Origin of the sequence: Citrobacter sp. RHBSTW-00887 (genome assembly GCF_013728095.1) — a bacterium.
GTDB classification, from domain to species: domain Bacteria; phylum Pseudomonadota; class Gammaproteobacteria; order Enterobacterales; family Enterobacteriaceae; genus Citrobacter; species Citrobacter braakii.
Genome location: NZ_CP056267.1, coordinates 501,850 through 521,621 on the forward strand (window position 1 = coordinate 501,850; position 19,772 = coordinate 521,621).

Sequence of the window (19,772 nt, forward strand, 5' to 3'; positions counted from 1 at the left end):
GGTAGCCCGCGGGTTGCCCTTCCGCTCTGATACGAGAATACGCATAGACTATGAAGCCAATTTTTAGCCGTGGCCCGTCGCTACAGATTCGCCTTATTCTGGCGGTGCTGGTGGCGCTCGGCGTTATTATTGCCGACAGCCGCCTGGGTACGTTTAGTCAAATCCGAACGTACATGGATACCGCCGTCAGTCCTTTCTACTTTATCTCAAATGGTCCTCGTGAATTACTCGACGGCGTTTCGCAAACGCTGGCTTCGCGTGACCAACTCGAACTTGAAAATCGGGCGTTGCGTCAGGAACTGCTGCTGAAAAACAGCGAGCTGCTGATGCTGGGGCAATATAAACAGGAGAACGCGCGTTTGCGTGAGCTGCTGGGATCGCCGCTGCGTCAGGACGAACAAAAGATGGTGACGCAGGTCATCTCGACGGTTAATGACCCTTACAGCGATCAGGTGGTGATCGACAAAGGGAGCGTTAACGGGGTCTACGAAGGTCAGCCGGTTATTAGCGACAAAGGCGTTGTGGGTCAGGTCGTAGCGGTGGCTAAACTGACCAGCCGCGTGCTACTAATTTGCGATGCGACGCATGCTCTGCCCATTCAGGTACTGCGTAACGATATCCGCGTGATCGCTGCCGGTAACGGCTGCACCGACGATCTTCAGCTCGATCACCTGCCGGCCAACACCGACATTCGCGTTGGCGATGTGCTGGTTACCTCGGGTCTGGGGGGACGTTTCCCTGAAGGCTATCCGGTTGGTGTTGTTTCTTCCGTTAAGCTGGACACTCAGCGTGCTTATACCGTGATTCAGGCACGCCCGACCGCAGGTCTGCAGCGTCTGCGTTATCTGCTGCTGTTGTGGGGTGCCGATCGTAACGGCGCAAATCCGATGACGCCAGAAGAAGTGCACCGCGTTGCCAATGAACGTCTGATGCAAATGATGCCGCAAGTTCTGCCTGCACCAGATGCCATGGGGCCGCCTGCGCCAGTGCCAGCTCCCGCAACAGGCGTGACTCCAGCGCCTGCGGGTACCACGCCGCCACAACCTGTTCCGCGTAAGCCGGGAGGACAGTAAGTGGCAAGCTATCGTAGCCAGGGACGTTGGGTGATTTGGCTCTCGTTCCTTATTGCACTGTTGCTGCAAGTCATGCCCTGGCCGGACGATATTCTGGTTTTCCGGCCAAACTGGGTACTGCTCATCTTGTTGTACTGGATCCTGGCGCTGCCGCATCGCGTAAATGTGGGCACGGGGTTTGTGGTGGGTGCCATACTGGATCTCATCAGCGGCTCCACGCTTGGCGTGCGCGCATTGTCGATGAGTATCATTGCTTATCTGGTCGCGCTGAAATTCCAGCTATTCCGTAACCTCGCGCTCTGGCAACAGGCGCTGGTGGTCATGTTGTTATCACTGGTCGTGGATATTATTGTTTTCTGGGCCGAGTTTTTAGTGATCAATGTCTCTTTCAGACCCGAAGTGTTCTGGAGTAGTGTAGTGAATGGTGTGCTTTGGCCATGGCTATTCTTACTGATGCGTAAAGTCCGTCAGCAGTTTGCGGTGCAATAAGGTTGATATGAATACTCTGTATCTTGCTTCAGGTTCTCCACGTCGTCAGGAGCTGCTCGCTCAGCTTGGTGTTACCTTTGAACGGCTGGTGCCTGGGATTGAAGAACAGCGACACCCGCAGGAGAGCGCGCAGCAGTATGTTTCGCGTCTGGCACGCGAAAAAGCGCAGGCTGGCGTGGCGCTGGCGCAGCGCGATTTGCCGGTATTGGGTGCGGATACCATTGTTATCCTTAATGGCGAAGTGCTGGAAAAACCACACGACGCCGCCCATGCCGCAGTAATGCTGCGCAAACTGTCGGGCAAAACGCATCAGGTCATGACCGCCGTGGCATTGGCCGACCGCCGGCACAGTCTGGACTGTCTGGTGGTGACGGAAGTGACGTTCAGAGCACTAACCGATAAGGACATCGCGGGCTATGTTGCCAGCGGTGAACCAATGGATAAAGCAGGTGCATACGGTATTCAAGGGTTGGGTGGCTGTTTTGTCAGGAAGATCAATGGCAGCTATCACGCCGTAGTCGGCTTACCGCTGGTAGAAACGTATGAGTTGCTGACCAATTTTAACGCACTGCGTGAGAAAAGGGATAAACATGACGGCTGAATTGTTGGTAAACGTAACGCCATCGGAAACTCGGGTTGCTTACATTGATGGTGGTATTCTGCAGGAAATTCATATTGAACGTGAGGCGCGACGCGGAATCGTAGGCAATATCTACAAAGGTCGTGTAAGTCGTGTACTTCCGGGTATGCAGGCGGCTTTTGTAGATATTGGACTGGATAAAGCCGCATTTCTTCACGCTTCAGACATCATGCCGCACACCGAATGCGTGGCGGGTGAAGAACAAAAACAGTTCACCGTGCGCGACATTTCTGAACTGGTGCGCCAGGGCCAGGATCTGATGGTGCAGGTGGTAAAAGATCCGTTGGGTACTAAGGGCGCACGCCTGACGACGGACATCACGCTTCCTTCCCGTTACCTCGTCTTTATGCCGGGTGCTTCGCACGTTGGCGTTTCCCAACGTATCGAAAGCGAAACCGAACGCGAACGCCTGAAAAAAGTGGTGGCGGATTACTGCGATGAACAGGGCGGATTCATCATTCGCACAGCGGCGGAAGGCGTCTGCGAGGAGGATCTGGCCTCGGATGCTGCCTACCTGAAGCGCGTCTGGACTAAAGTTATGGAGCGTAAAAAGCGCCCGCAAACGCGCTACCAGATGTACGGCGAACTGGCGCTGGCGCAGCGCGTGTTGCGTGATTTTGCGGATGCCCAGCTTGACCGGATCCGCGTTGACTCTCGTCTGACCTATGAAGCGTTGCTGGAGTTCACAGCGGAATATATCCCCGAGATGACCAGCAAGCTGGAACATTACAGCGGGCGCCAGCCCATTTTTGATCTCTTTGACGTTGAGAATGAAATCCAGCGCGCGCTGGAACGCAAGGTTGAACTGAAATCCGGCGGCTATCTGATCATCGATCAAACTGAAGCAATGACCACCGTCGATATCAATACCGGAGCGTTTGTTGGGCATCGTAATCTCGACGACACTATCTTTAATACTAATATTGAAGCAACGCAGGCCATTGCTCGTCAGCTGCGTCTGCGTAACCTCGGCGGCATTATCATTATCGATTTTATCGACATGAATAATGAAGATCACCGTCGACGGGTACTGCACTCTCTGGAACAGGCGCTGAGCAAGGATCGCGTAAAAACCAGCATCAACGGTTTTTCACAGCTGGGCCTGGTGGAGATGACGCGCAAACGCACGCGTGAAAGCGTGGAACATGTGCTGTGCAACGAGTGTCCGACCTGTCATGGGCGCGGTACGGTGAAAACCGTGGAAACTGTATGCTATGAAATCATGCGCGAAATCGTGCGGGTACACCATGCATATGACTCCGATCGTTTCCTGGTTTATGCATCTCCGGCAGTGGCTGAAACCCTGAAGGGTGAAGAGTCACATGCGTTGGCGGAAGTGGAAATCTTTGTCGGCAAACAGGTTAAAGTACAAGTCGAACCGCTGTATAACCAGGAGCAGTTCGACGTTGTCATGATGTAATCTGGCCTGGTAAACGCCCAATGGCGATACCTTGCAGGCCGGAGAAGGCGTTCACGCCGCCATCCGGCAAGACGGTTTTGTGAGTCACATTTTTTGGTAGACAAGGAGAGGCGCGTGAGGCGATTGCCGGGGATATTACTGCTCACTGGAGCCGCATTCGTTGTCATCGCAGCGCTGCTGGTCAGTGGGCTGCGCCTTGCGCTGCCTCATCTTGATAGCTGGCGTCCGGCCATCCTTGACAAGATTGAATCCGCTACCGGTCTGCCCGTCTCCGCCAGCCAACTTTCCGCTAGCTGGCAAAATTTCGGCCCTACTCTTGAAGCGCGTGATATCCATGCGCAGCTTAAAGATGGCGGTGAATTTTCGGTAAAGCGCGTTACATTAGCGCTGGATGTCTGGCAAAGCTTGCTGCACATGCGCTGGCAGTTTCGCGATCTCACCTTCTGGCAGTTGCAGCTGCGTACCAACACCCCCATCCAGCGCAGCGAAAGCGGTGATGGAATTGAAGCCGGCCACCTGAGCGATCTCTTCCTGCGTCAGTTTGATCATTTCGATCTACGCGACAGCCAGATTAGCTTTTTAACCCTCTCAGGCCAGCGTGCAGAACTGGCGATCCCGCAGCTTACCTGGCTTAACGGTAAAAACCGACATCGCGCTGAAGGCCAGGTCAGTCTCTCCAGTTTGACCGGGCAGCACGGTGTTATGCAGGTTCGAATGGATCTGCGTGATGACAACGGGCTGTTGAATAACGGTCGGGTCTGGCTGCAGGCCGACGATATCGACGTCAAGCCGTGGCTGGGTAAATGGATGCAGGATAATGTCGCGTTGCAAACCGCGCGTTTTAGCCTGGAAGCATGGATGACGATCAGAAAAGGTGTCGTTTCCGGCGGCGATGTCTGGCTGAAAAAAGGTGGGGCAAGTTGGCTGGGAGAGAGTCGTACGCACACGCTCTCCGTCGATAACCTGACGGCGCACATCAGCCGCGAGCAGTCGGGCTGGCAATTCTCCATTCCCGATACCCGTATCACGATGGATGATAAACCCTGGCCAAGCGGGGCGTTAACGCTGGCCTGGATCCCTGAACAGGAAGTCGGCGGCGAGAATAACAAACGCAGCGACGAGCTACGCATCCGCGCCAGCAATCTGGAGCTGGCCGGGTTAGAAGGGCTGCGTCCGATGGCGGCCAAGTTATCGCCTGCGCTGGGTGATATCTGGCGGGCCACGCAGCCGAGCGGCAAAATAGATGTGCTGGCGCTGGATATCCCGTTACAGGCAACAGAAAAAACTCGCTTCCAGTCCTCGTGGACCAATCTGGCCTGGAAACAGTGGAAGCTGCTGCCAGGGGCAGAACATTTCTCCGGTACGCTCGCGGGCAGCGTTGAAAACGGGGCGCTCACTGCTTCCATGAAGCAAGCTAAAATGCCGTATGAAACCGTCTTTCGCGCACCGCTGGAAATAGAGGATGGCGTAGCGACGCTAAGCTGGCTGAAGAATGATAAAGGTTTCCAGTTAGATGGGCGCAACATTGATGTTAAAGCGAAAGCGGTACACGCACGCGGTGGTTTTCGCTATCTGCAGCCCGCCAATGATGAGCCATGGTTGGGCATTCTGGCAGGTATCAGCACCGACGATGGCTCTCAGGCCTGGCGTTACTTCCCGGAAAACCTGATGGGCAAAGAGCTGGTTGATTACCTCAGCGGCGCTATTCAGGGCGGCGAAGCGGATAACGCCACGTTGGTGTATGGCGGCGACCCGCATCTGTTCCCGTATCTACACAATGAAGGGCAGTTCCAGGTACTGGTGCCGCTTCGCAATGCGAAGTTTGCTTTCCAGCCCGACTGGCCCGCGCTGACTGACCTTAATATTGAACTGAACTTCATTAACGACGGCCTGTGGATGAAGACCGATAGCGTTAATCTGGGCGGTGTGAAGGCCAGTAATCTGACGGCTAACATCCCCGACTATGCCAAAGAAAAACTGCTGATTGATGCCGACATCAACGGGCCGGGCAAGGCGGTCGGACCTTATTTTGATGAGACGCCATTGAAGGATTCACTCGGCGCTACGCTTGAGCAGTTGCAGATTGACGGCGATGTGAATGCTCGCTTGCATCTTGATATTCCGCTAGACGGCTCGCTGGTTACCGCCAAAGGTGACGTCAACCTGCGTAATAACAGCCTGTTTATTAAACCGCTCGACAGCACGCTGAAGAATTTGAATGGTAAATTCAGCTTTATCAACGGCGATCTGAAGAGTGAGCCGATGACCGCGAACTGGTTTAATCAGCCGCTGAACGTCGACTTTTCCACGACCGAAGGGGCGAAAGCCTATCAGGTAGCCGTGAATCTGCAAGGTGACTGGCAGCCAAGCCGCATGGGGATTTTACCGACGCAGGTCAACGACGCGTTGAATGGTAGCATAGCGTGGAATGGCAAGGTAGGAATCGATCTTCCGTATCATGCCGGGCCGACCTACAACGTTGAGTTAAAGGGCGACCTCAAGAATGTAAGTAGTCACTTACCTTCTCCGCTGAATAAGACGGCCGGTGAGGCGTTGCCGGTGAACGTTAAGGCCAACGGCAATCTGCGCAGCTTTGATCTGACCGGCAACGCTGGCAGTAAAAATCATTTTAATAGCCGCTGGCTGCTGAATCAGAAACTGACGCTTGACCGCGCAATCTGGGCGTCGGAAAGCCGCACCGTGCCAGCGTTACCCGATCAACAAGGCATAGAGCTTAATCTTCCCCCTATGGATGGCGCGCAATGGCTGGCGTTATTCCAGAAAGGCGCTGTGGATAACGTGGGCAGCAACGCTAACTTCCCGCAGCGCATCACGGTGCGTACGCCATCGTTATCCCTGGGCGGTCAACAGTGGAATAATTTGAGTATCGTTTCTGAGCCTGCGAGCAATGGCTCCACCGTGCAGGCGCAGGGCCGTGAAATTAACGCCACGCTGGCTATGCGCAATAATGCGCCGTGGCTGGCCAATATTAAGTATCTTTATTACAACCCAAGCGCGGCAAAACCGTCACAAAATAGTACGCCAGCCTCGCCGTTCTCAGCCATCGACAACGTCAGCTTCCGTGGCTGGCCGGACCTTCAGCTGCGCTGTGCCGAGTGCTGGATGTGGGGACAGAAATACGGGCGCATTGACGCCGATGTAGCGATTAAAGGCGACACGCTGACCTTGAGTAACGGTCTGTTGGATACGGGTTTTGCCAGACTGACCACCGACGGCGTGTGGGTGAATGCGCCGGGCAAGGAGCGAACGTCGCTGAAGGGTAAACTGAGCGGCAATAAAATTGACTCCGCAGCCGGTTTCTTTGGCGTATCAACGCCGATTCGCAATTCTTCATTCAACGTGGAGTATGATCTGCATTGGCGTAATCCGCCGTGGGATCCTGATGTAGCCTCGCTGAATGGTATTTTGCGTACCCGGCTGGGCAAAGGCGAACTTACCGAACTCAGTACCGGACATGCGGGGCAACTGTTACGTCTGCTAAGCTTCGATGCGTTACTGCGTAAACTGCGCTTTGATTTTAGCGACACCTTCAGCGAAGGCTTCTATTTCGACTCGATTCGCAGCACGGCGTGGATCAAAGATGGCGTGATGCATACCGACGACACGCTGGTGGACGGTCTGGAAGCCGACATTGCGATGAAAGGTTCAGTGAACCTGGTACGCCGGGATCTGGACATGGAAGCCATCGTCGCACCAGAAATTTCTGCCACCGTAGGGGTTGCCGCCGCGTTTGCCGTCAACCCGATTGTTGGTGCGGCGGTGTTTGCCGCCAGTAAGGTGCTGGGGCCGCTGTGGAGCAAAGTCTCGATTCTGCGCTATCGCATCACCGGTCCGGTCGATAAGCCGCAAATTAACGAAGTTCTGCGTCAGCCGCGCAAAGAAAGCCAGCAATGATTTGACGGGGGCGAGTAATTGCCCCAATCTCAGTACATAGTATTGCCGGATGGCGCAGCGCTTATCCGGCCTACAGCAGCCTAACAACGTAGGCCGGATAAGGCGTTTTTTCCGCTATCCGGCAGAATTAAATGAGTAATCAAAACGATGAGTCTGAACCTGGTAAGTGAACAATTGCTAGCGGCAAATGGCCTGAAACATCAGGATCTGTTTGCCATCCTGGGCCAACTGGCCGAACGCCGTCTTGATTACGGCGATCTCTATTTTCAGTCGAGCTATCACGAATCCTGGGTTTTAGAAGACCGCATCATTAAAGATGGTTCTTACAATATCGATCAGGGCGTTGGCGTGCGCGCCATCAGCGGCGAGAAAACAGGGTTTGCCTATGCAGACCAGATTAGCCTGTTGGCGCTGGAACAAAGCGCTCATGCCGCGCGTACTATCGTGCGTGACAACGGTGACGGCAAAGTAAAAACGCTGGGGGCCGTGGAGCATCAGGCGCTTTACACCTCGGTTGATCCGTTGCAGAGCATGAGCCGTGAAGAAAAACTCGATATCCTGCGCCGCGTAGACAACGTGGCCCGTGCCACCGACAAACGCGTCCAGGAAGTGACCGCCAGCCTGACCGGTGTTTATGAACTGATCCTGGTGGCCGCGACTGATGGTACGCTGGCCGCTGACGTCCGCCCGCTGGTACGTTTGTCCGTAAGCGTACAGGTCGAAGAGGATGGTAAGCGTGAGCGCGGCGCCAGCGGTGGCGGCGGTCGTTTTGGCTATGACTATTTCCTTGGCGACCTCGATGGTGAAGTCCGTGCCGACGCGTGGGCGAAAGAGGCCGTACGCATGGCGTTAGTCAATCTGTCCGCGGTAGCAGCGCCTGCTGGTACGCTGCCGGTGGTACTCGGCGCTGGCTGGCCTGGCGTTCTGCTGCATGAAGCGGTCGGTCATGGTCTGGAAGGTGATTTTAACCGCCGTGGCACCTCGGTATTCAGCGGTCACATGGGTGAGCTGGTGGCATCAGAACTATGTACCGTTGTGGATGATGGCACAATGGCGGACCGTCGTGGTTCCGTGGCTATCGATGACGAAGGGACACCGGGTCAGTACAACGTGCTGATCGAAAACGGCATTCTGAAAGGCTACATGCAGGACAAACTGAATGCGCGCCTGATGGGCGTAGCGCCAACGGGTAACGGTCGCCGTGAATCTTACGCGCACTTGCCGATGCCGCGTATGACCAACACCTATATGCTGCCGGGGAAATCCACGCCGCAGGAAATCATCGAATCCGTTGAATACGGTATTTATGCGCCTAACTTTGGCGGCGGTCAGGTGGATATCACCTCCGGGAAATTTGTATTCTCGACGTCCGAAGCGTATCTGATTGAAAACGGTAAAGTGACCAAACCGGTGAAAGGCGCAACGCTGATTGGCTCCGGTATCGAAGCGATGCAGCAGATTTCGATGGTGGGTAACGACCTGAAACTGGATAACGGGGTTGGCGTTTGCGGTAAAGAAGGACAGAGCTTGCCGGTGGGCGTGGGCCAGCCGACGCTGAAGGTGGATAACTTGACCGTAGGTGGCACCGCGTAACGACCCGGTCGCCGGATAGCGCTCAGCGTATCCGGCCTGGAATGTGTGCTGGCACTGAATGTAGGCCCGGTAAGCAAAGCGCTACCGGGCTTTTTTATTTCTCTTTGCCCCGGCCGTACATCCCCTGAAACAGCTGCGCCACATCGACAAAATAATCCGTCAGATAGTTAATCACCACCTGGACCTTGAGCGGTAGTTTGTCTTTTTCGGTATACAGCGCATAGACCGGACGTGGATCCGACTGGTAGCGGGGCAGCAGGATCTCCACTTCGCCACGATTGATCTCATTGATCACCCACATCAGCGGCACATAGGCAATGCCCGCGCCTGCGGCCAGCCAGCGCACCAGCGTCATCGGATCGTTAGTCACGAAGCGCCCTTCTGGGATCAGGCGGGTAGAGATCCCCTCCGGAGCGATAAGTTCGAATTCATTATCCGGGCGCACGCTGTATTCCAGCCACGAGTGGTTGCTGAGATCGGCGGGTTTTTCCGGCACGCCAAACTGAGCGAGATAGCTTTTAGCGGCGCAGACCACCATCGGCATGGTTCCCAGGCGACGTGAAAACAGGCTGGAGTCCTGCAACGCGCCGACGCGAATAACCACGTCCAGACCGTCGGCGATTAAATCCGGTGCCGGGATGCCTGTTACCAGATTTACCGTCAATCCTGGATACTCTTTCAGCATCGTTGCGGTCAACCCAGCGAGGACATTTTGTGCCATGGTTGAAGAACAGCCAATGCGCAAGGTGCCGATGGGCGTGTTGTTAAAGGCATAAAGCTGTTCGTGAACATCCTGTGCTTCGTGCAGCATCCGGCGGCAACCCTGATAATAAATTTTACCGGCTTCAGTTAGCCCAATGCTGCGTGTGCTGCGGTTTAGCAGCTTGACCTGTAGCTCATCTTCCAGTTTAGAGACCGTCTGGCTTATCGATGAAACGCTCATTTGTAACTGTCTTGCGGCGGCGGTGAAGGAGCCCAGTTCGACAACTTTGGCAAACACCGACATACGTTTTAATCGTTCCATTGTTCACTCTGACTTAAAAGTGATTTAGATCACATAATATAGATAACAGCATAACAGTTACGTTAATATATTATTATTCAAATAACAGCTATGTCGCTCTCGCCTGGCTCATCCTTGCCCTTCTCTGCGGTGACATACGCTAGAAAATCTATCACCTGCACTCTCTTAAGCTACCAAGGTCAACATGAGTCTGTTTCCCGTTATCGTGGTGTTTGGTCTGTCCTTCCCACCGATTTTTTTCGAATTACTTTTGTCACTGGCGATTTTCTGGCTGGTGCGCCGGGTACTGGTTCCAACTGGCATCTATGATTTTGTCTGGCACCCGGCTCTGTTTAACACCGCGCTGTATTGCTGCCTGTTCTATTTAATAACGCGCCTGTTCGTTTGAGGTTGAAGTGAAAACACTAACAAGAAAACTCTCCCGTACGGCCACGACTCTCGTACTGGTCATTCTGGCCTTCATCGCCATTTTCCGCGCATGGGTGTTCTACACCGAGTCGCCGTGGACGCGTGATGCGCGCTTCAGCGCCGACGTTGTGGCAATAGCCCCGGATGTCGCTGGGCTTATCACTAACGTCAACGTTCATGATAATCAACTGGTGAAGAAAGACCAGGTTCTGTTTACCATCGATCAGCCGCGCTATAAAAAAGCACTCGAAGAAGCGGAAGCAGACGTCGCCTACTATCAGGTGTTATCACAGGAAAAACGCCAGGAGGCCAGCCGTCGTAATCGGCTGGGCGTGCAGGCTATGTCTCGTGAAGAGATTGACCAGTCAAACAATGTCCTGCAAACCGTATTACACCAGCTTGCGAAGGCGCAGGCGACCCGCGACCTGGCGAAATTAGATCTGGAACGTACCGTCATTCGCGCGCCAGCAGATGGCTGGGTGACTAACCTGAACGTCTACAGCGGCGAATTTATTACTCGCGGCTCTACGGCGGTGGCGTTGGTCAAACAGCATTCTTTTTATGTGCTGGCCTATATGGAAGAAACCAAGCTGGAAGGCGTCCGCCCTGGGTATCGCGCAGAGATCACCCCGCTGGGCAGTAATCATGTGCTGAAGGGCACCGTTGATAGCGTGGCGGCTGGCGTAACGAATGCCAGCAGCACTCGGGACGCAAAGGGTATGGCGACCATTGATTCCAATCTTGAATGGGTGCGCCTGGCGCAGCGTGTACCGGTGCGAATTCGTCTTGATGAGCAGCAGGGCACCCTGTGGCCTGCGGGGACTACGGCTACCGTCGTCATTACCGGTAAGCAGGATCGCGATGCAAGCCGGGAATCCTTCTTCCGTAAAATGGCGCACCGCCTGCGCGAGTTTGGCTAATCGTGATGGGCATTTTCTCTATTGCCAACCAGCATATCCGCTTTGCGGTAAAACTGGCGTGCGCGATTGTACTGGCGCTGTTCGTTGGCTTTCACTTCCAACTTGAGACCCCGCGCTGGGCAGTGCTGACCGCCGCCATTGTGGCGGCTGGCCCGGCCTTTGCCGCTGGCGGAGAGCCCTATTCTGGTGCTATACGCTATCGCGGCATGCTGCGTATTGTCGGGACATTTATCGGCTGTATTGCTGCACTGATCATTATCATCAGCATGATCCGCGCCCCGTTATTGATGATCCTGGTGTGTTGTATCTGGGCCGGTTTTTGTACCTGGATCTCGTCGCTTGTGAAGATCGAAAACTCCTATGCCTGGGGACTTTCGGGCTATACGGCGCTGATCATCGTCATTACCATCCAGGCTGAACCGCTGCTGACGCCGCAATTTGCGCTCGAACGTTGTAGTGAAATAGTGATGGGGATTGTCTGTGCTATTGTGGCCGATCTGCTCTTTTCGCCCCGTTCGGTGAAACAGGAGATTGATGTCGAACTGGACAGCCTGCTGGTGGCGCAGTATCAGCTTATGCAGCTGTGCATTAAGCATGGTGACAGTGAAGAAGTGGACAAAGCCTGGGGCGATTTAGTCCGGCGTACGGCGGCACTGGAAGGCATGCGTAGTAACCTGAATATGGAGTCCTCACGCTGGGGGCGGGCTAACCGCAGACTCAAAGCATTGAACACGCTGTCACTCACGCTCATCACGCAGTCCTGTGAAACCTATCTTATTCAGAACACTCGACCCGAACTGATCACTGATACCTTCCGCGAGTTGTTCAATATGCCGGTTGAAACGGTGCAGGATGTTCATAAACAGTTGAAGCGGATGCGGCGGGTGATTGCCTGGACCGGCGAACGCGAAACGCCGATCACGATATATAGTTGGGCAGGCGCCGCGACGCGCTACCTGTTGCTCAAACGCGGTGTACTGAGTAATACCAAAATTAGCGCCACGGAAGAAGAGATCCTGCAAGGTGAGCCAGTGGTGAAGGTGGAGTCTGCCGAGCGCCATCATGCGATGGTCAACTTCTGGCGCACCACGCTTTCTTGTGTCCTGGGAACTTTATTCTGGCTGTGGACCGGATGGACTTCCGGCAGCGGCGCAATGGTGATGATTGCGGTTGTCACTTCGCTGGCAATGCGTTTGCCCAACCCGCGCATGGTGGCGATAGACTTTATTTACGGTACGTTGGCGGCGTTACCGCTCGGGGCGCTCTATTTCCTGGTGATTATCCCCAATACGCAACAAAGCATGTTGTTACTGTGCCTGAGCCTGGCGGTGCTGGGGTTCTTTCTGGGTATAGAGGTACAGAAACGACGACTGGGATCAATGGGGGCTCTGGCCAGCACTATTAATATCATCGTGCTGGATAACCCGATGACCTTCCACTTTAGCCAGTTCCTTGACAGTGCGCTGGGGCAAATTGTTGGCTGCGTGCTGGCATTTATCGTCATTCTGTTGGTGCGCGATAACTCTCGTGACAGAACGGGTCGCGTGTTGCTCAACCAGTTTGTCTCGGCGGCGGTTTCAGCGATGACCACCAACGTGGTACGTCGTAAAGAAAACCATCTCCCGGCGCTTTATCAGCAGCTGTTTTTGCTGATGAACAAATTTCCCGGCGACCTGGCGAAGTTTCGCCTGGCGCTGACGATGATCATTGCGCATCAGCGCCTGCGCGATGCGCCGATACCGGTAAACGAGGATCTATCCGCGTTCCATCGCCAGCTTCGTCGCACTGCGGATCACGTGATTTCCGCAGGAAACGACGACAAGCGCCGACGCTACTTTAGCCAGCTGCTGGAAGAGCTTGAGATCTATCAGGAGAAATTAAACATCTGGCAAGCTCCACCGCAGGTGACCGAGCCGGTAAAACGACTTAGCGGGATGCTGCACAAATACCAGCATGCGCTGACCAGTAATTAAGAGTTGGAAACCGACGCTAAAAGCGTCGGTTTTTTTATGGCTATACTTACCTGAAAATGCAGGAGGTTCCTGCATATTGATGGTCTGTAGAGTGACTGGCGTCTGGATGGTGGCTATAGATGAACATCTATACATTTGATTTTGACGAGATAGAAGACCAGGGGGATTTCTACCGTGAGTTTACGCGCGCGTTCGGTCTCGCCCGGGAAAAGGTGGTTGATTTAGATTCTCTGTGGGAGGTGGTTATCGGGGACGTTTTACCGCTGCCGCTGGAGATTGAATTTGTTCATTTGCCGGACAAGCTACGCAGGCGATACGGCGCGCTGATTTTACTGTTCGATGAAGCGGAAGAAGAGCTGGAAGGACAGCTGCGCTTTAACGTTCGTCACTCAATGTAAGGCATAAAAAAGCCCCCGGCAGGCGGGGGCAAGTCGTCGGACTAGACGACGAGGGTTTATTTGTAGAGTTCTGCAGTCGCGTGCCAGTGAGCGCCTTCACGGAGTTCGGTGACGCGATAGCTGCTGGCACCCGCTTTTTCAGCTTTAGCGGCGATAGCCTGACGCATGTCCATTGGTGAGCTACCGATCTGAGATACGGAGATGCTGCCCATGGATTGCAGGTTCTGTGCTTCTTGTGAGTTCACCTGAGTCACTGCGGCGCTTGCACCGAAAGAGAGAACAGAAAGAAGGCTTAAGGTTGCAATAGTTGTTTTGATTTTCATGATATTTACCTCGTCGAATTCTTTTATTGGGGTCTGCGTTTCGTGACCCTCATCACAAAATCAAGTATACACTAATCACTCGATAAATTAATACCACGCTAATTGTTTCCATGCGGATTAAGTGTTAAGAAAAATATTTTTTATAACCAAACAGAATTAAAAATAGGGTTTTAAACATCGGTTTTATAATAAATTCAATTAAATCATTGAGATATGAATTTTTGCAAAATGTGCGTTTTTAACTCTTCATATTCGCTATGTGAATGACTTTTGACGGTTAAACGCACCATTTGTTAAATCAATGACAGTGGATAATAGAGGGAGGAGGGTGGATACAGAGGTTTTTCCCCGCCGCGAGGCGACGGGGAGGAAGTATTACAGCTCTTGTTCAAACAGTTCCAGAATGGCTTCGTACAAATCTTTTACCGTAAAACCCTTAGCTGGGGTGGTGAAGATGGTATCGTCACCGGCAATTGTACCCAGAATACCTTCCGCTTTACCTAATGAGTCCAGCAGACGTGCAATCAACTGAGCAGCGCCAGGGCTGGTATGAATAACCACAACTGCATCGTTGTAATCGATATCCAATACCAGATTTTTCAGTGGACTGGATGTTGTAGGTACCCCTAACTCTGCCGGCAGGCAGTACACCATTTCCATTTTCGCATTGCGGGTACGCACGGCGCCGAACTTGGTCAGCATGCGAGAAACCTTGGACTGATTGATATTATCAAAGCCCTGATCCTGCAACGCGAGGACGATTTCGCCCTGAGAGCTGAACTTTTCTTCTTTAAGCAGCGCTTTAAACGCCTTTACTAATTCTTCTTGTTTTGCCGAGCTTCGCATAAGTCACCCGTAATATGGCGGTAGAAACAACATTATTGTGCATACAGATGAATTTTTATGCAAACAGTCTGCCTTGTTCAAGGCTGAAATAATGTTATGAAAGAGCGGAATTTTATCAAATTTCGTTATCAAGAAACATGCCTGTGTCACGGCTCGCAAATAAGGTTAAAAGTAAATTAAATGTTATCAAATTGATGTTGTTTTGAGAGGTGGGTAGGGTATATTGTCAGCACCTGTTGGAAAGTTGCTCTACTGTGCGGGTGGTTTTGAATTACGTAACTTAGGTTTTATTTTACGTAAGTTAAATGCATAAAAGCCAAATTTGCGTGACTACGCATTCTTGACGCGTGGTTGTTGTATTCGTTGGATTTGTGAATTAAGGTCGCCGCCGCGGAGCAATAGACACTTTGCTTATCAATATAATAAGGAGTTTAGGATGAAAGTTGCAGTCCTCGGCGCTGCTGGTGGTATCGGTCAGGCGCTAGCATTACTGTTAAAAACCCAACTGCCTTCAGGTTCAGAACTCTCCCTGTACGACATCGCTCCAGTAACGCCTGGCGTGGCCGTTGATTTGAGCCATATCCCTACTGCTGTGAAAATCAAAGGCTTCAGCGGCGAAGACGCTACCCCTGCACTGGAAGGTGCTGATGTGGTACTGATCTCTGCGGGTGTCGCACGTAAACCGGGTATGGATCGTTCCGACCTGTTCAACGTTAACGCCGGTATCGTGAAGAACCTGGTGCAGCAGGTTGCTAAAACCTGCCCGAAAGCATGTATCGGTATCATCACCAACCCAGTGAACACGACCGTTGCTATCGCTGCAGAAGTGCTGAAAAAAGCAGGCGTATACGATAAGAACAAACTGTTTGGCGTGACCACGCTGGACATCATCCGCTCCAACACCTTTGTTGCGGAACTGAAAGGCAAGCAGCCTGGTGACGTTGAAGTCCCGGTTATTGGCGGCCACTCTGGCGTGACCATTCTCCCGCTGCTGTCACAAATCCCTGGCGTGAGCTTCACTGAGCAAGAAGCGGCTGACCTGACCAAACGTATCCAGAATGCGGGTACTGAAGTTGTGGAAGCTAAAGCCGGTGGCGGATCTGCAACCCTGTCTATGGGTCAGGCTGCAGCACGTTTCGGCCTGTCACTGGTTCGCGCGCTGAGCGGCGAAAAAGGCGTGGTTGAATGTGCTTACGTTGAAGGCGACGGCCAGTATGCTCGCTTCTTCTCTCAGCCGCTGCTGTTGGGTAAAAACGGCGTAGAAGAACGCCAGTCTATCGGCAAGCTGAGCGCATTTGAGCAGAGCTCGCTGGAAGGTATGCTGGATACGCTGAAGAAAGATATCACCCTGGGTGAAGAGTTCGTTAAATAACGCCTTTATGTAGGCCGGATGGCGGTGTTTACGCTTTATCCGTCCTACAAATATCGCGAATTTGACGCATAAAAAAACCGGAGCTATCTCCGGTTTTTTTACATCATTTCGTTTGTGATTTAGTTTGTAGCCGGGTATTCCTGAATCGTTACCTGCAGCGTCAACTGCTTGTCATCACGCATCACGACAACAGAGATAACCGAACCAGGGCGAATCTCTGCCACCTGGTCCATGGTCTCCAGCGCAGATACCGCCGGTTTGTTATTGACCGAAATAATCAGATCGTTAACCTGAATTCCAGCCTGCGCAGCTGGACCGTCTGGGGCCACTTCGTTAACCACAATCCCCTGAATTTGATCCATCCCACCGCCCTGGGCGTGCAGTGGCGCAATTTCGCGACCGCTGATGCCGATGTAGCCGCGAATCACGCGCCCGTCACGAATCAGCTTATCCATGATTTTGGTTGCCAACTGAAACGGAATAGCAAAGCCGATCCCTTCCGGGGTTTCGCCATCGTTGCTCTTATCAAATGACAGCGTGTTAATACCCATTAACTCGCCCAGCGAGTTGACCAACGCGCCGCCGGAGTTGCCGTGGTTGATGGAGGCATCCGTTTGCAGGAAGTTTTGCCGTCCAGTCGGGTTCAGGCCAATACGACCGGTGGCGCTGATGATCCCCTGAGTGATGGTTTGCCCAAGGTTGTACGGGTTACCAATGGCGAGGACGACATCGCCGATGTGCGGCACGCGTTTGTTATTAATTGGAATTGTCGGCAGTCCGCCAGTCGCGTTGATTTTCAGCACCGCAAGATCGGTTAACGTATCAGAACCCACAAGCAGCGCTTCGAATACACGCCCATCCTGCAACGCGACGATGATTTGGTCGGCATCATTAATGACGTGCTTATTGGTAATGATATAGCCGCGCTGATCCATGATAACGCCTGAGCCGAGTGTGCGGATCTCAAGCTGGTTATGTGCTGTGCTGTTCATACTACGGTTATAAACGTTAACGACGGCAGGCGCTGCACGGCGAACCGCCGGGTTATAGCTGGCGGGCGTTTCATCTGCACTGTCGAACTGTGGCGCGGTAAGCGTATTTATTTTTCGCAGAGAGGGCATCGCGGCCAGCAGAATAGCGCCGACGATTAAACCAATCGCGACCGAACGTAAAAGCTTCACAAACATGATGGCGGCGTCATTAATAAAGGGAACGGCAGCAGCATATCACGAGTTTACCGGACATCACACGGGGGGCTGATGTCCGGTTGCATGCGTTAACGCAGGAGCAGGTAAATACTCTCGTTACCGCGCACTACCTGCAGAGCAATGATCGACGGTTTCGTTTCCAGCACTTTACGCATTTCGGCGATCGAGTTTACACGATCGCGGTTAACGCCAATGATAACGTCATCTTTATGCAGACCGGCCTGCGCGGCTGGGCTGCTTTTTTCAACGTTATCAATTTTGATGCCTTTGGTGCCGTCTTTAAGCTGACCGTCACTGAGCGTAGCCCCTTGCAACGCAGGAGCAATCATCTCCGCGCTGGCGGAAGATGATGTACTGGTATCCAGGGTTACTTCAACCTCCAGCGGTTTACCGTTACGCAGCAGGCCCAGTTTGACTTTGGTCCCTGGTTCGGTTGTCGCTATGCGTGAACGCAGTTCGGCGAAGCTGTTGAGCGGTTTGCCGTTGAGGCTGGTAATGACGTCACCAGACTTCACACCTGCTTTTGCGGAGCCAGAGTTAGGCAGAACCTCGCTGACAAACGCGCCGCGCTGCACGTCCAGTTTGAACGCTTTGGCGATATCGGCGGTCATTTCGGTGCCTTTAATTCCCAGCAGACCACGTTTGATTTCACCAAACTGCATCAGTTGCTGCGCCAGCGTGCGTGCCATATTGCTCGGGATCGCAAAACCAATACCGATGCTACCGCCGCCGGGCGCGAGAATCGCGGTGTTAATGCCAATCAGCTCACCATTGAGGTTTAGCAACGCGCCGCCGGAGTTACCCCGGTTGATGGAGGCGTCGGTCTGAATAAAGTTTTCCAGACCTTCCAGGTTCAACCCGCTGCGACCCAAAGCTGAAACGATGCCGGAGGTGGCCGTTTGCCCCAAACCAAACGGGTTACCCACGGCCACCGCAAAATCACCGACGCGGAGTTTGTCGGAGTCGGCAATGGCAATTTGCGTCAGGTTGCTGGGGTGTTGAATTTGCAGCAGAGCGATATCGCTCTGGTCGTCGCTGCCGATAAGCTTAGCGTCGAACTCACGGCCATCATTAAGCTGAACGCTGATTTTTTGCGCCTGATTGATGACGTGATTATTGGTCAGGACGTAGCCTTTGGCGGCATCAATGATGACCCCGGAACCCAGCCCTTCAAAAGGTTGTGCAGGTTGATCGGGAAGTTCATCACCAAAAAACTTTTTGAACTCTTCCGGGACTTTCTGCCCCTGAGCGGCGGTGCCTTCGACCCTTACGCTCACCACGGCAGGTAACACTTTCTCCAGCATCGGGGCTAGGCTGGGGAACGCAGCCTGGCCGGGAACTTGGCTGGGAATCGACGCTGCGGCTGGGAATGGCGCCGAGAGAGTTAACCCGACACTTAACGCTAATGCACTCAACAGCTGGGTTTGTTTTTTCATGGATCCTGCTCTCGTACCTTGAGTAAACGGAAGATGATTCAAAACAGTTTGATGTTATTGAATTTTCGGTTTGGTCACAATGAGGCTAACGACTAAATAATAGCTGGGACAGGAAGAGAAGCGGAGGGCGCAATTGCTGCGCCCAATAAATTTCTTAACGATGTGCAGTTAGTCGCGCTTTGCGCCACTACGCAGCAGGCCAGATGCGCCTTCAGAATAGTCACGCGGCATCTGAACCGGCGCCTGATCGTTACCCGCTTCGGACTCTGCCAGACGATTACGGAACGGATTATTTTCCGGTGACATACCCGGCAGCAGGTTGCTGGAGCTTTTCGCCATATGCTGGTAGATCTGACGATAATCGTCCGCCATGTTATCCAGCAGTTCAGCGCTGCGGGCAAAGTGGCTCACCAGCTCTTCGCGGTACTCTTCCAGCTCAGCTTTATTTTTTTCCAGTTCGTACTGCAATGCCTGCTGTTGGCGTAATTTACGATTACCAAAACGCATGGCTACAGCACCAATAATGATACCGACGACTAACCCAATTAGCGCATATTCCCAGGTCATGAACATCTCCCGTTGTCTTGTGTTTCCGTAGGGTGTTGGCTTTAGGCTCCATGCCTGCGCCTGATTATGCCACTATAACCGCTAATCCCGTAGAAGTGGAATCCCGTGTTTATATCACGTAATGTAGAACGGCCTTTTTTTCGTCAACCGTGAGCGACGGCACATCG

General features: G+C 53.2%; 17 protein-coding genes. 11 read left to right on the forward strand and 6 right to left on the reverse strand.

All coding sequences use genetic code 11. From position 1 onward, the window contains the following. Nucleotides 1-50 precede the first annotated feature (50 nt). From mreC to tldD, 6 genes are all read left to right on the forward strand, one after another. A complete protein-coding gene (gene mreC / locus HV314_RS02420) occupies nt 51-1,073 on the forward strand; it encodes a rod shape-determining protein MreC (RefSeq protein ID WP_181547249.1) in 1,023 nt (340 codons plus the stop codon). Then, entirely contained in the window at nt 1,074-1,562 is a 489-nt protein-coding gene (gene mreD, locus HV314_RS02425) for a rod shape-determining protein MreD (RefSeq protein ID WP_003025196.1), read from the forward strand. Nucleotides 1,563-1,569: 7 nt separating this feature from the next. Further along, nucleotides 1,570-2,163 carry a Maf family protein gene (locus tag HV314_RS02430; RefSeq protein ID WP_181547251.1) on the forward strand — a complete coding sequence of 198 codons (594 nt, stop codon included), beginning with the start codon at nt 1,570-1,572 and terminating at the stop codon, nt 2,161-2,163. Then, the gene (gene rng / locus HV314_RS02435; RefSeq protein WP_003828822.1) at nt 2,153-3,622 is read left to right on the forward strand and encodes a ribonuclease G; all 1,470 of its coding nucleotides are present in this window, start codon (nt 2,153-2,155) and stop codon (nt 3,620-3,622) included. Before HV314_RS02430 ends, rng begins: the two co-directional genes overlap by 11 nt. 114 nt (nt 3,623-3,736) lie before the next feature. Beyond that, a complete protein-coding gene (yhdP, locus tag HV314_RS02440) occupies nt 3,737-7,537 on the forward strand; it encodes an AsmA2 domain-containing protein YhdP (protein WP_181547253.1) in 3,801 nt (1,266 codons plus the stop codon). 147 nt (nt 7,538-7,684) lie between these two features. Continuing rightward, complete coding sequence (tldD, locus tag HV314_RS02445) at nt 7,685-9,130, forward strand: metalloprotease TldD (RefSeq protein ID WP_019077799.1); 1,446 nt, start codon at nt 7,685-7,687, stop codon at nt 9,128-9,130. A 94-nt stretch (nt 9,131-9,224) separates the two neighbouring features. Here tldD and aaeR read toward each other — a convergent pair whose 3' ends face one another. Continuing rightward, nucleotides 9,225-10,154: an HTH-type transcriptional activator AaeR gene (gene aaeR / locus HV314_RS02450; protein ID WP_016157586.1), complete on the reverse strand. Its 930-nt coding sequence runs from the start codon at nt 10,152-10,154 to the stop codon at nt 9,225-9,227. Nucleotides 10,155-10,338: 184 nt separating this feature from the next. Between aaeR and aaeX the strand changes: the two genes are divergently transcribed. The 4 genes from aaeX to HV314_RS02470 all read left to right on the forward strand — a co-directional run bounded on the left by aaeX (nt 10,339) and on the right by HV314_RS02470 (nt 13,853). Further along, the gene (aaeX, locus tag HV314_RS02455) at nt 10,339-10,542 is read left to right on the forward strand and encodes a p-hydroxybenzoic acid efflux pump operon protein AaeX (RefSeq protein WP_003025177.1); all 204 of its coding nucleotides are present in this window, start codon (nt 10,339-10,341) and stop codon (nt 10,540-10,542) included. Nucleotides 10,543-10,549: 7 nt separating this feature from the next. Beyond that, a complete protein-coding gene (gene aaeA, locus HV314_RS02460; RefSeq protein ID WP_016154711.1) occupies nt 10,550-11,482 on the forward strand; it encodes a p-hydroxybenzoic acid efflux pump subunit AaeA in 933 nt (310 codons plus the stop codon). A gap of 5 nt (nt 11,483-11,487) precedes the next feature. Beyond that, a complete protein-coding gene (aaeB, locus tag HV314_RS02465) occupies nt 11,488-13,455 on the forward strand; it encodes a p-hydroxybenzoic acid efflux pump subunit AaeB (RefSeq protein ID WP_047413941.1) in 1,968 nt (655 codons plus the stop codon). A gap of 119 nt (nt 13,456-13,574) precedes the next feature. Beyond that, nucleotides 13,575-13,853 carry a barstar family protein gene (locus HV314_RS02470; protein WP_016154709.1) on the forward strand — a complete coding sequence of 93 codons (279 nt, stop codon included), beginning with the start codon at nt 13,575-13,577 and terminating at the stop codon, nt 13,851-13,853. Between the two features lie 56 nt (nt 13,854-13,909). Here HV314_RS02470 and yhcN read toward each other — a convergent pair whose 3' ends face one another. Further along, nucleotides 13,910-14,176 carry a peroxide/acid stress response protein YhcN gene (yhcN, locus tag HV314_RS02475; protein WP_003025165.1) on the reverse strand — a complete coding sequence of 89 codons (267 nt, stop codon included), beginning with the start codon at nt 14,174-14,176 and terminating at the stop codon, nt 13,910-13,912. Nucleotides 14,177-14,551: 375 nt separating this feature from the next. After that, the gene (gene argR / locus HV314_RS02480; RefSeq protein WP_003025162.1) at nt 14,552-15,022 is read right to left on the reverse strand and encodes a transcriptional regulator ArgR; all 471 of its coding nucleotides are present in this window, start codon (nt 15,020-15,022) and stop codon (nt 14,552-14,554) included. A 436-nt stretch (nt 15,023-15,458) separates the two neighbouring features. Here argR and mdh point away from each other — a divergent pair, with 436 nt between their 5' ends. Next, a complete protein-coding gene (gene mdh / locus HV314_RS02485) occupies nt 15,459-16,394 on the forward strand; it encodes a malate dehydrogenase (protein WP_008785953.1) in 936 nt (311 codons plus the stop codon). Nucleotides 16,395-16,513: 119 nt separating this feature from the next. Here the strand turns inward: mdh and degS are convergent, their stop codons facing one another. The 3 genes from degS to zapG form a co-directional block, all read right to left on the reverse strand. Continuing rightward, nucleotides 16,514-17,581, reverse strand: a complete 1,068-nt coding sequence (gene degS / locus HV314_RS02490) for an outer membrane-stress sensor serine endopeptidase DegS (protein ID WP_003025154.1) — start codon at nt 17,579-17,581, stop codon at nt 16,514-16,516. Nucleotides 17,582-17,670: 89 nt separating this feature from the next. Then, a complete protein-coding gene (gene degQ / locus HV314_RS02495; RefSeq protein WP_181547255.1) occupies nt 17,671-19,038 on the reverse strand; it encodes a serine endoprotease DegQ in 1,368 nt (455 codons plus the stop codon). 168 nt (nt 19,039-19,206) lie between these two features. Beyond that, entirely contained in the window at nt 19,207-19,605 is a 399-nt protein-coding gene (gene zapG, locus HV314_RS02500; RefSeq protein WP_003025147.1) for a Z-ring associated protein ZapG, read from the reverse strand. Nucleotides 19,606-19,772: the final 167 nt, after the last annotated feature.

Bases quoted from the DNA above. Each gene is read 5' to 3' on its own strand.
- mreC (WP_181547249.1), top strand. From the start codon at position 51: ATGAAGCCAATTTTTAGCCGTGGCCCGTCGCTACAGATTCGCCTTATT.
- HV314_RS02430 (WP_181547251.1), top strand. From the start codon at position 1,570: ATGAATACTCTGTATCTTGCTTCAGGTTCTCCACGTCGTCAGGAGCTG.
- rng (WP_003828822.1), top strand. From the start codon at position 2,153: ATGACGGCTGAATTGTTGGTAAACGTAACGCCATCGGAAACTCGGGTT.
- tldD (WP_019077799.1), top strand. From the start codon at position 7,685: ATGAGTCTGAACCTGGTAAGTGAACAATTGCTAGCGGCAAATGGCCTG.
- aaeR (WP_016157586.1), bottom strand. From the start codon at position 10,154: ATGGAACGATTAAAACGTATGTCGGTGTTTGCCAAAGTTGTCGAACTG.
- aaeX (WP_003025177.1), top strand. From the start codon at position 10,339: ATGAGTCTGTTTCCCGTTATCGTGGTGTTTGGTCTGTCCTTCCCACCG.
- aaeB (WP_047413941.1), top strand. From the start codon at position 11,488: ATGGGCATTTTCTCTATTGCCAACCAGCATATCCGCTTTGCGGTAAAA.
- HV314_RS02470 (WP_016154709.1), top strand. From the start codon at position 13,575: ATGAACATCTATACATTTGATTTTGACGAGATAGAAGACCAGGGGGAT.
- yhcN (WP_003025165.1), bottom strand. From the start codon at position 14,176: ATGAAAATCAAAACAACTATTGCAACCTTAAGCCTTCTTTCTGTTCTC.
- argR (WP_003025162.1), bottom strand. From the start codon at position 15,022: ATGCGAAGCTCGGCAAAACAAGAAGAATTAGTAAAGGCGTTTAAAGCG.
- mdh (WP_008785953.1), top strand. From the start codon at position 15,459: ATGAAAGTTGCAGTCCTCGGCGCTGCTGGTGGTATCGGTCAGGCGCTA.
- degS (WP_003025154.1), bottom strand. From the start codon at position 17,581: ATGTTTGTGAAGCTTTTACGTTCGGTCGCGATTGGTTTAATCGTCGGC.
- degQ (WP_181547255.1), bottom strand. From the start codon at position 19,038: ATGAAAAAACAAACCCAGCTGTTGAGTGCATTAGCGTTAAGTGTCGGG.
- zapG (WP_003025147.1), bottom strand. From the start codon at position 19,605: ATGACCTGGGAATATGCGCTAATTGGGTTAGTCGTCGGTATCATTATT.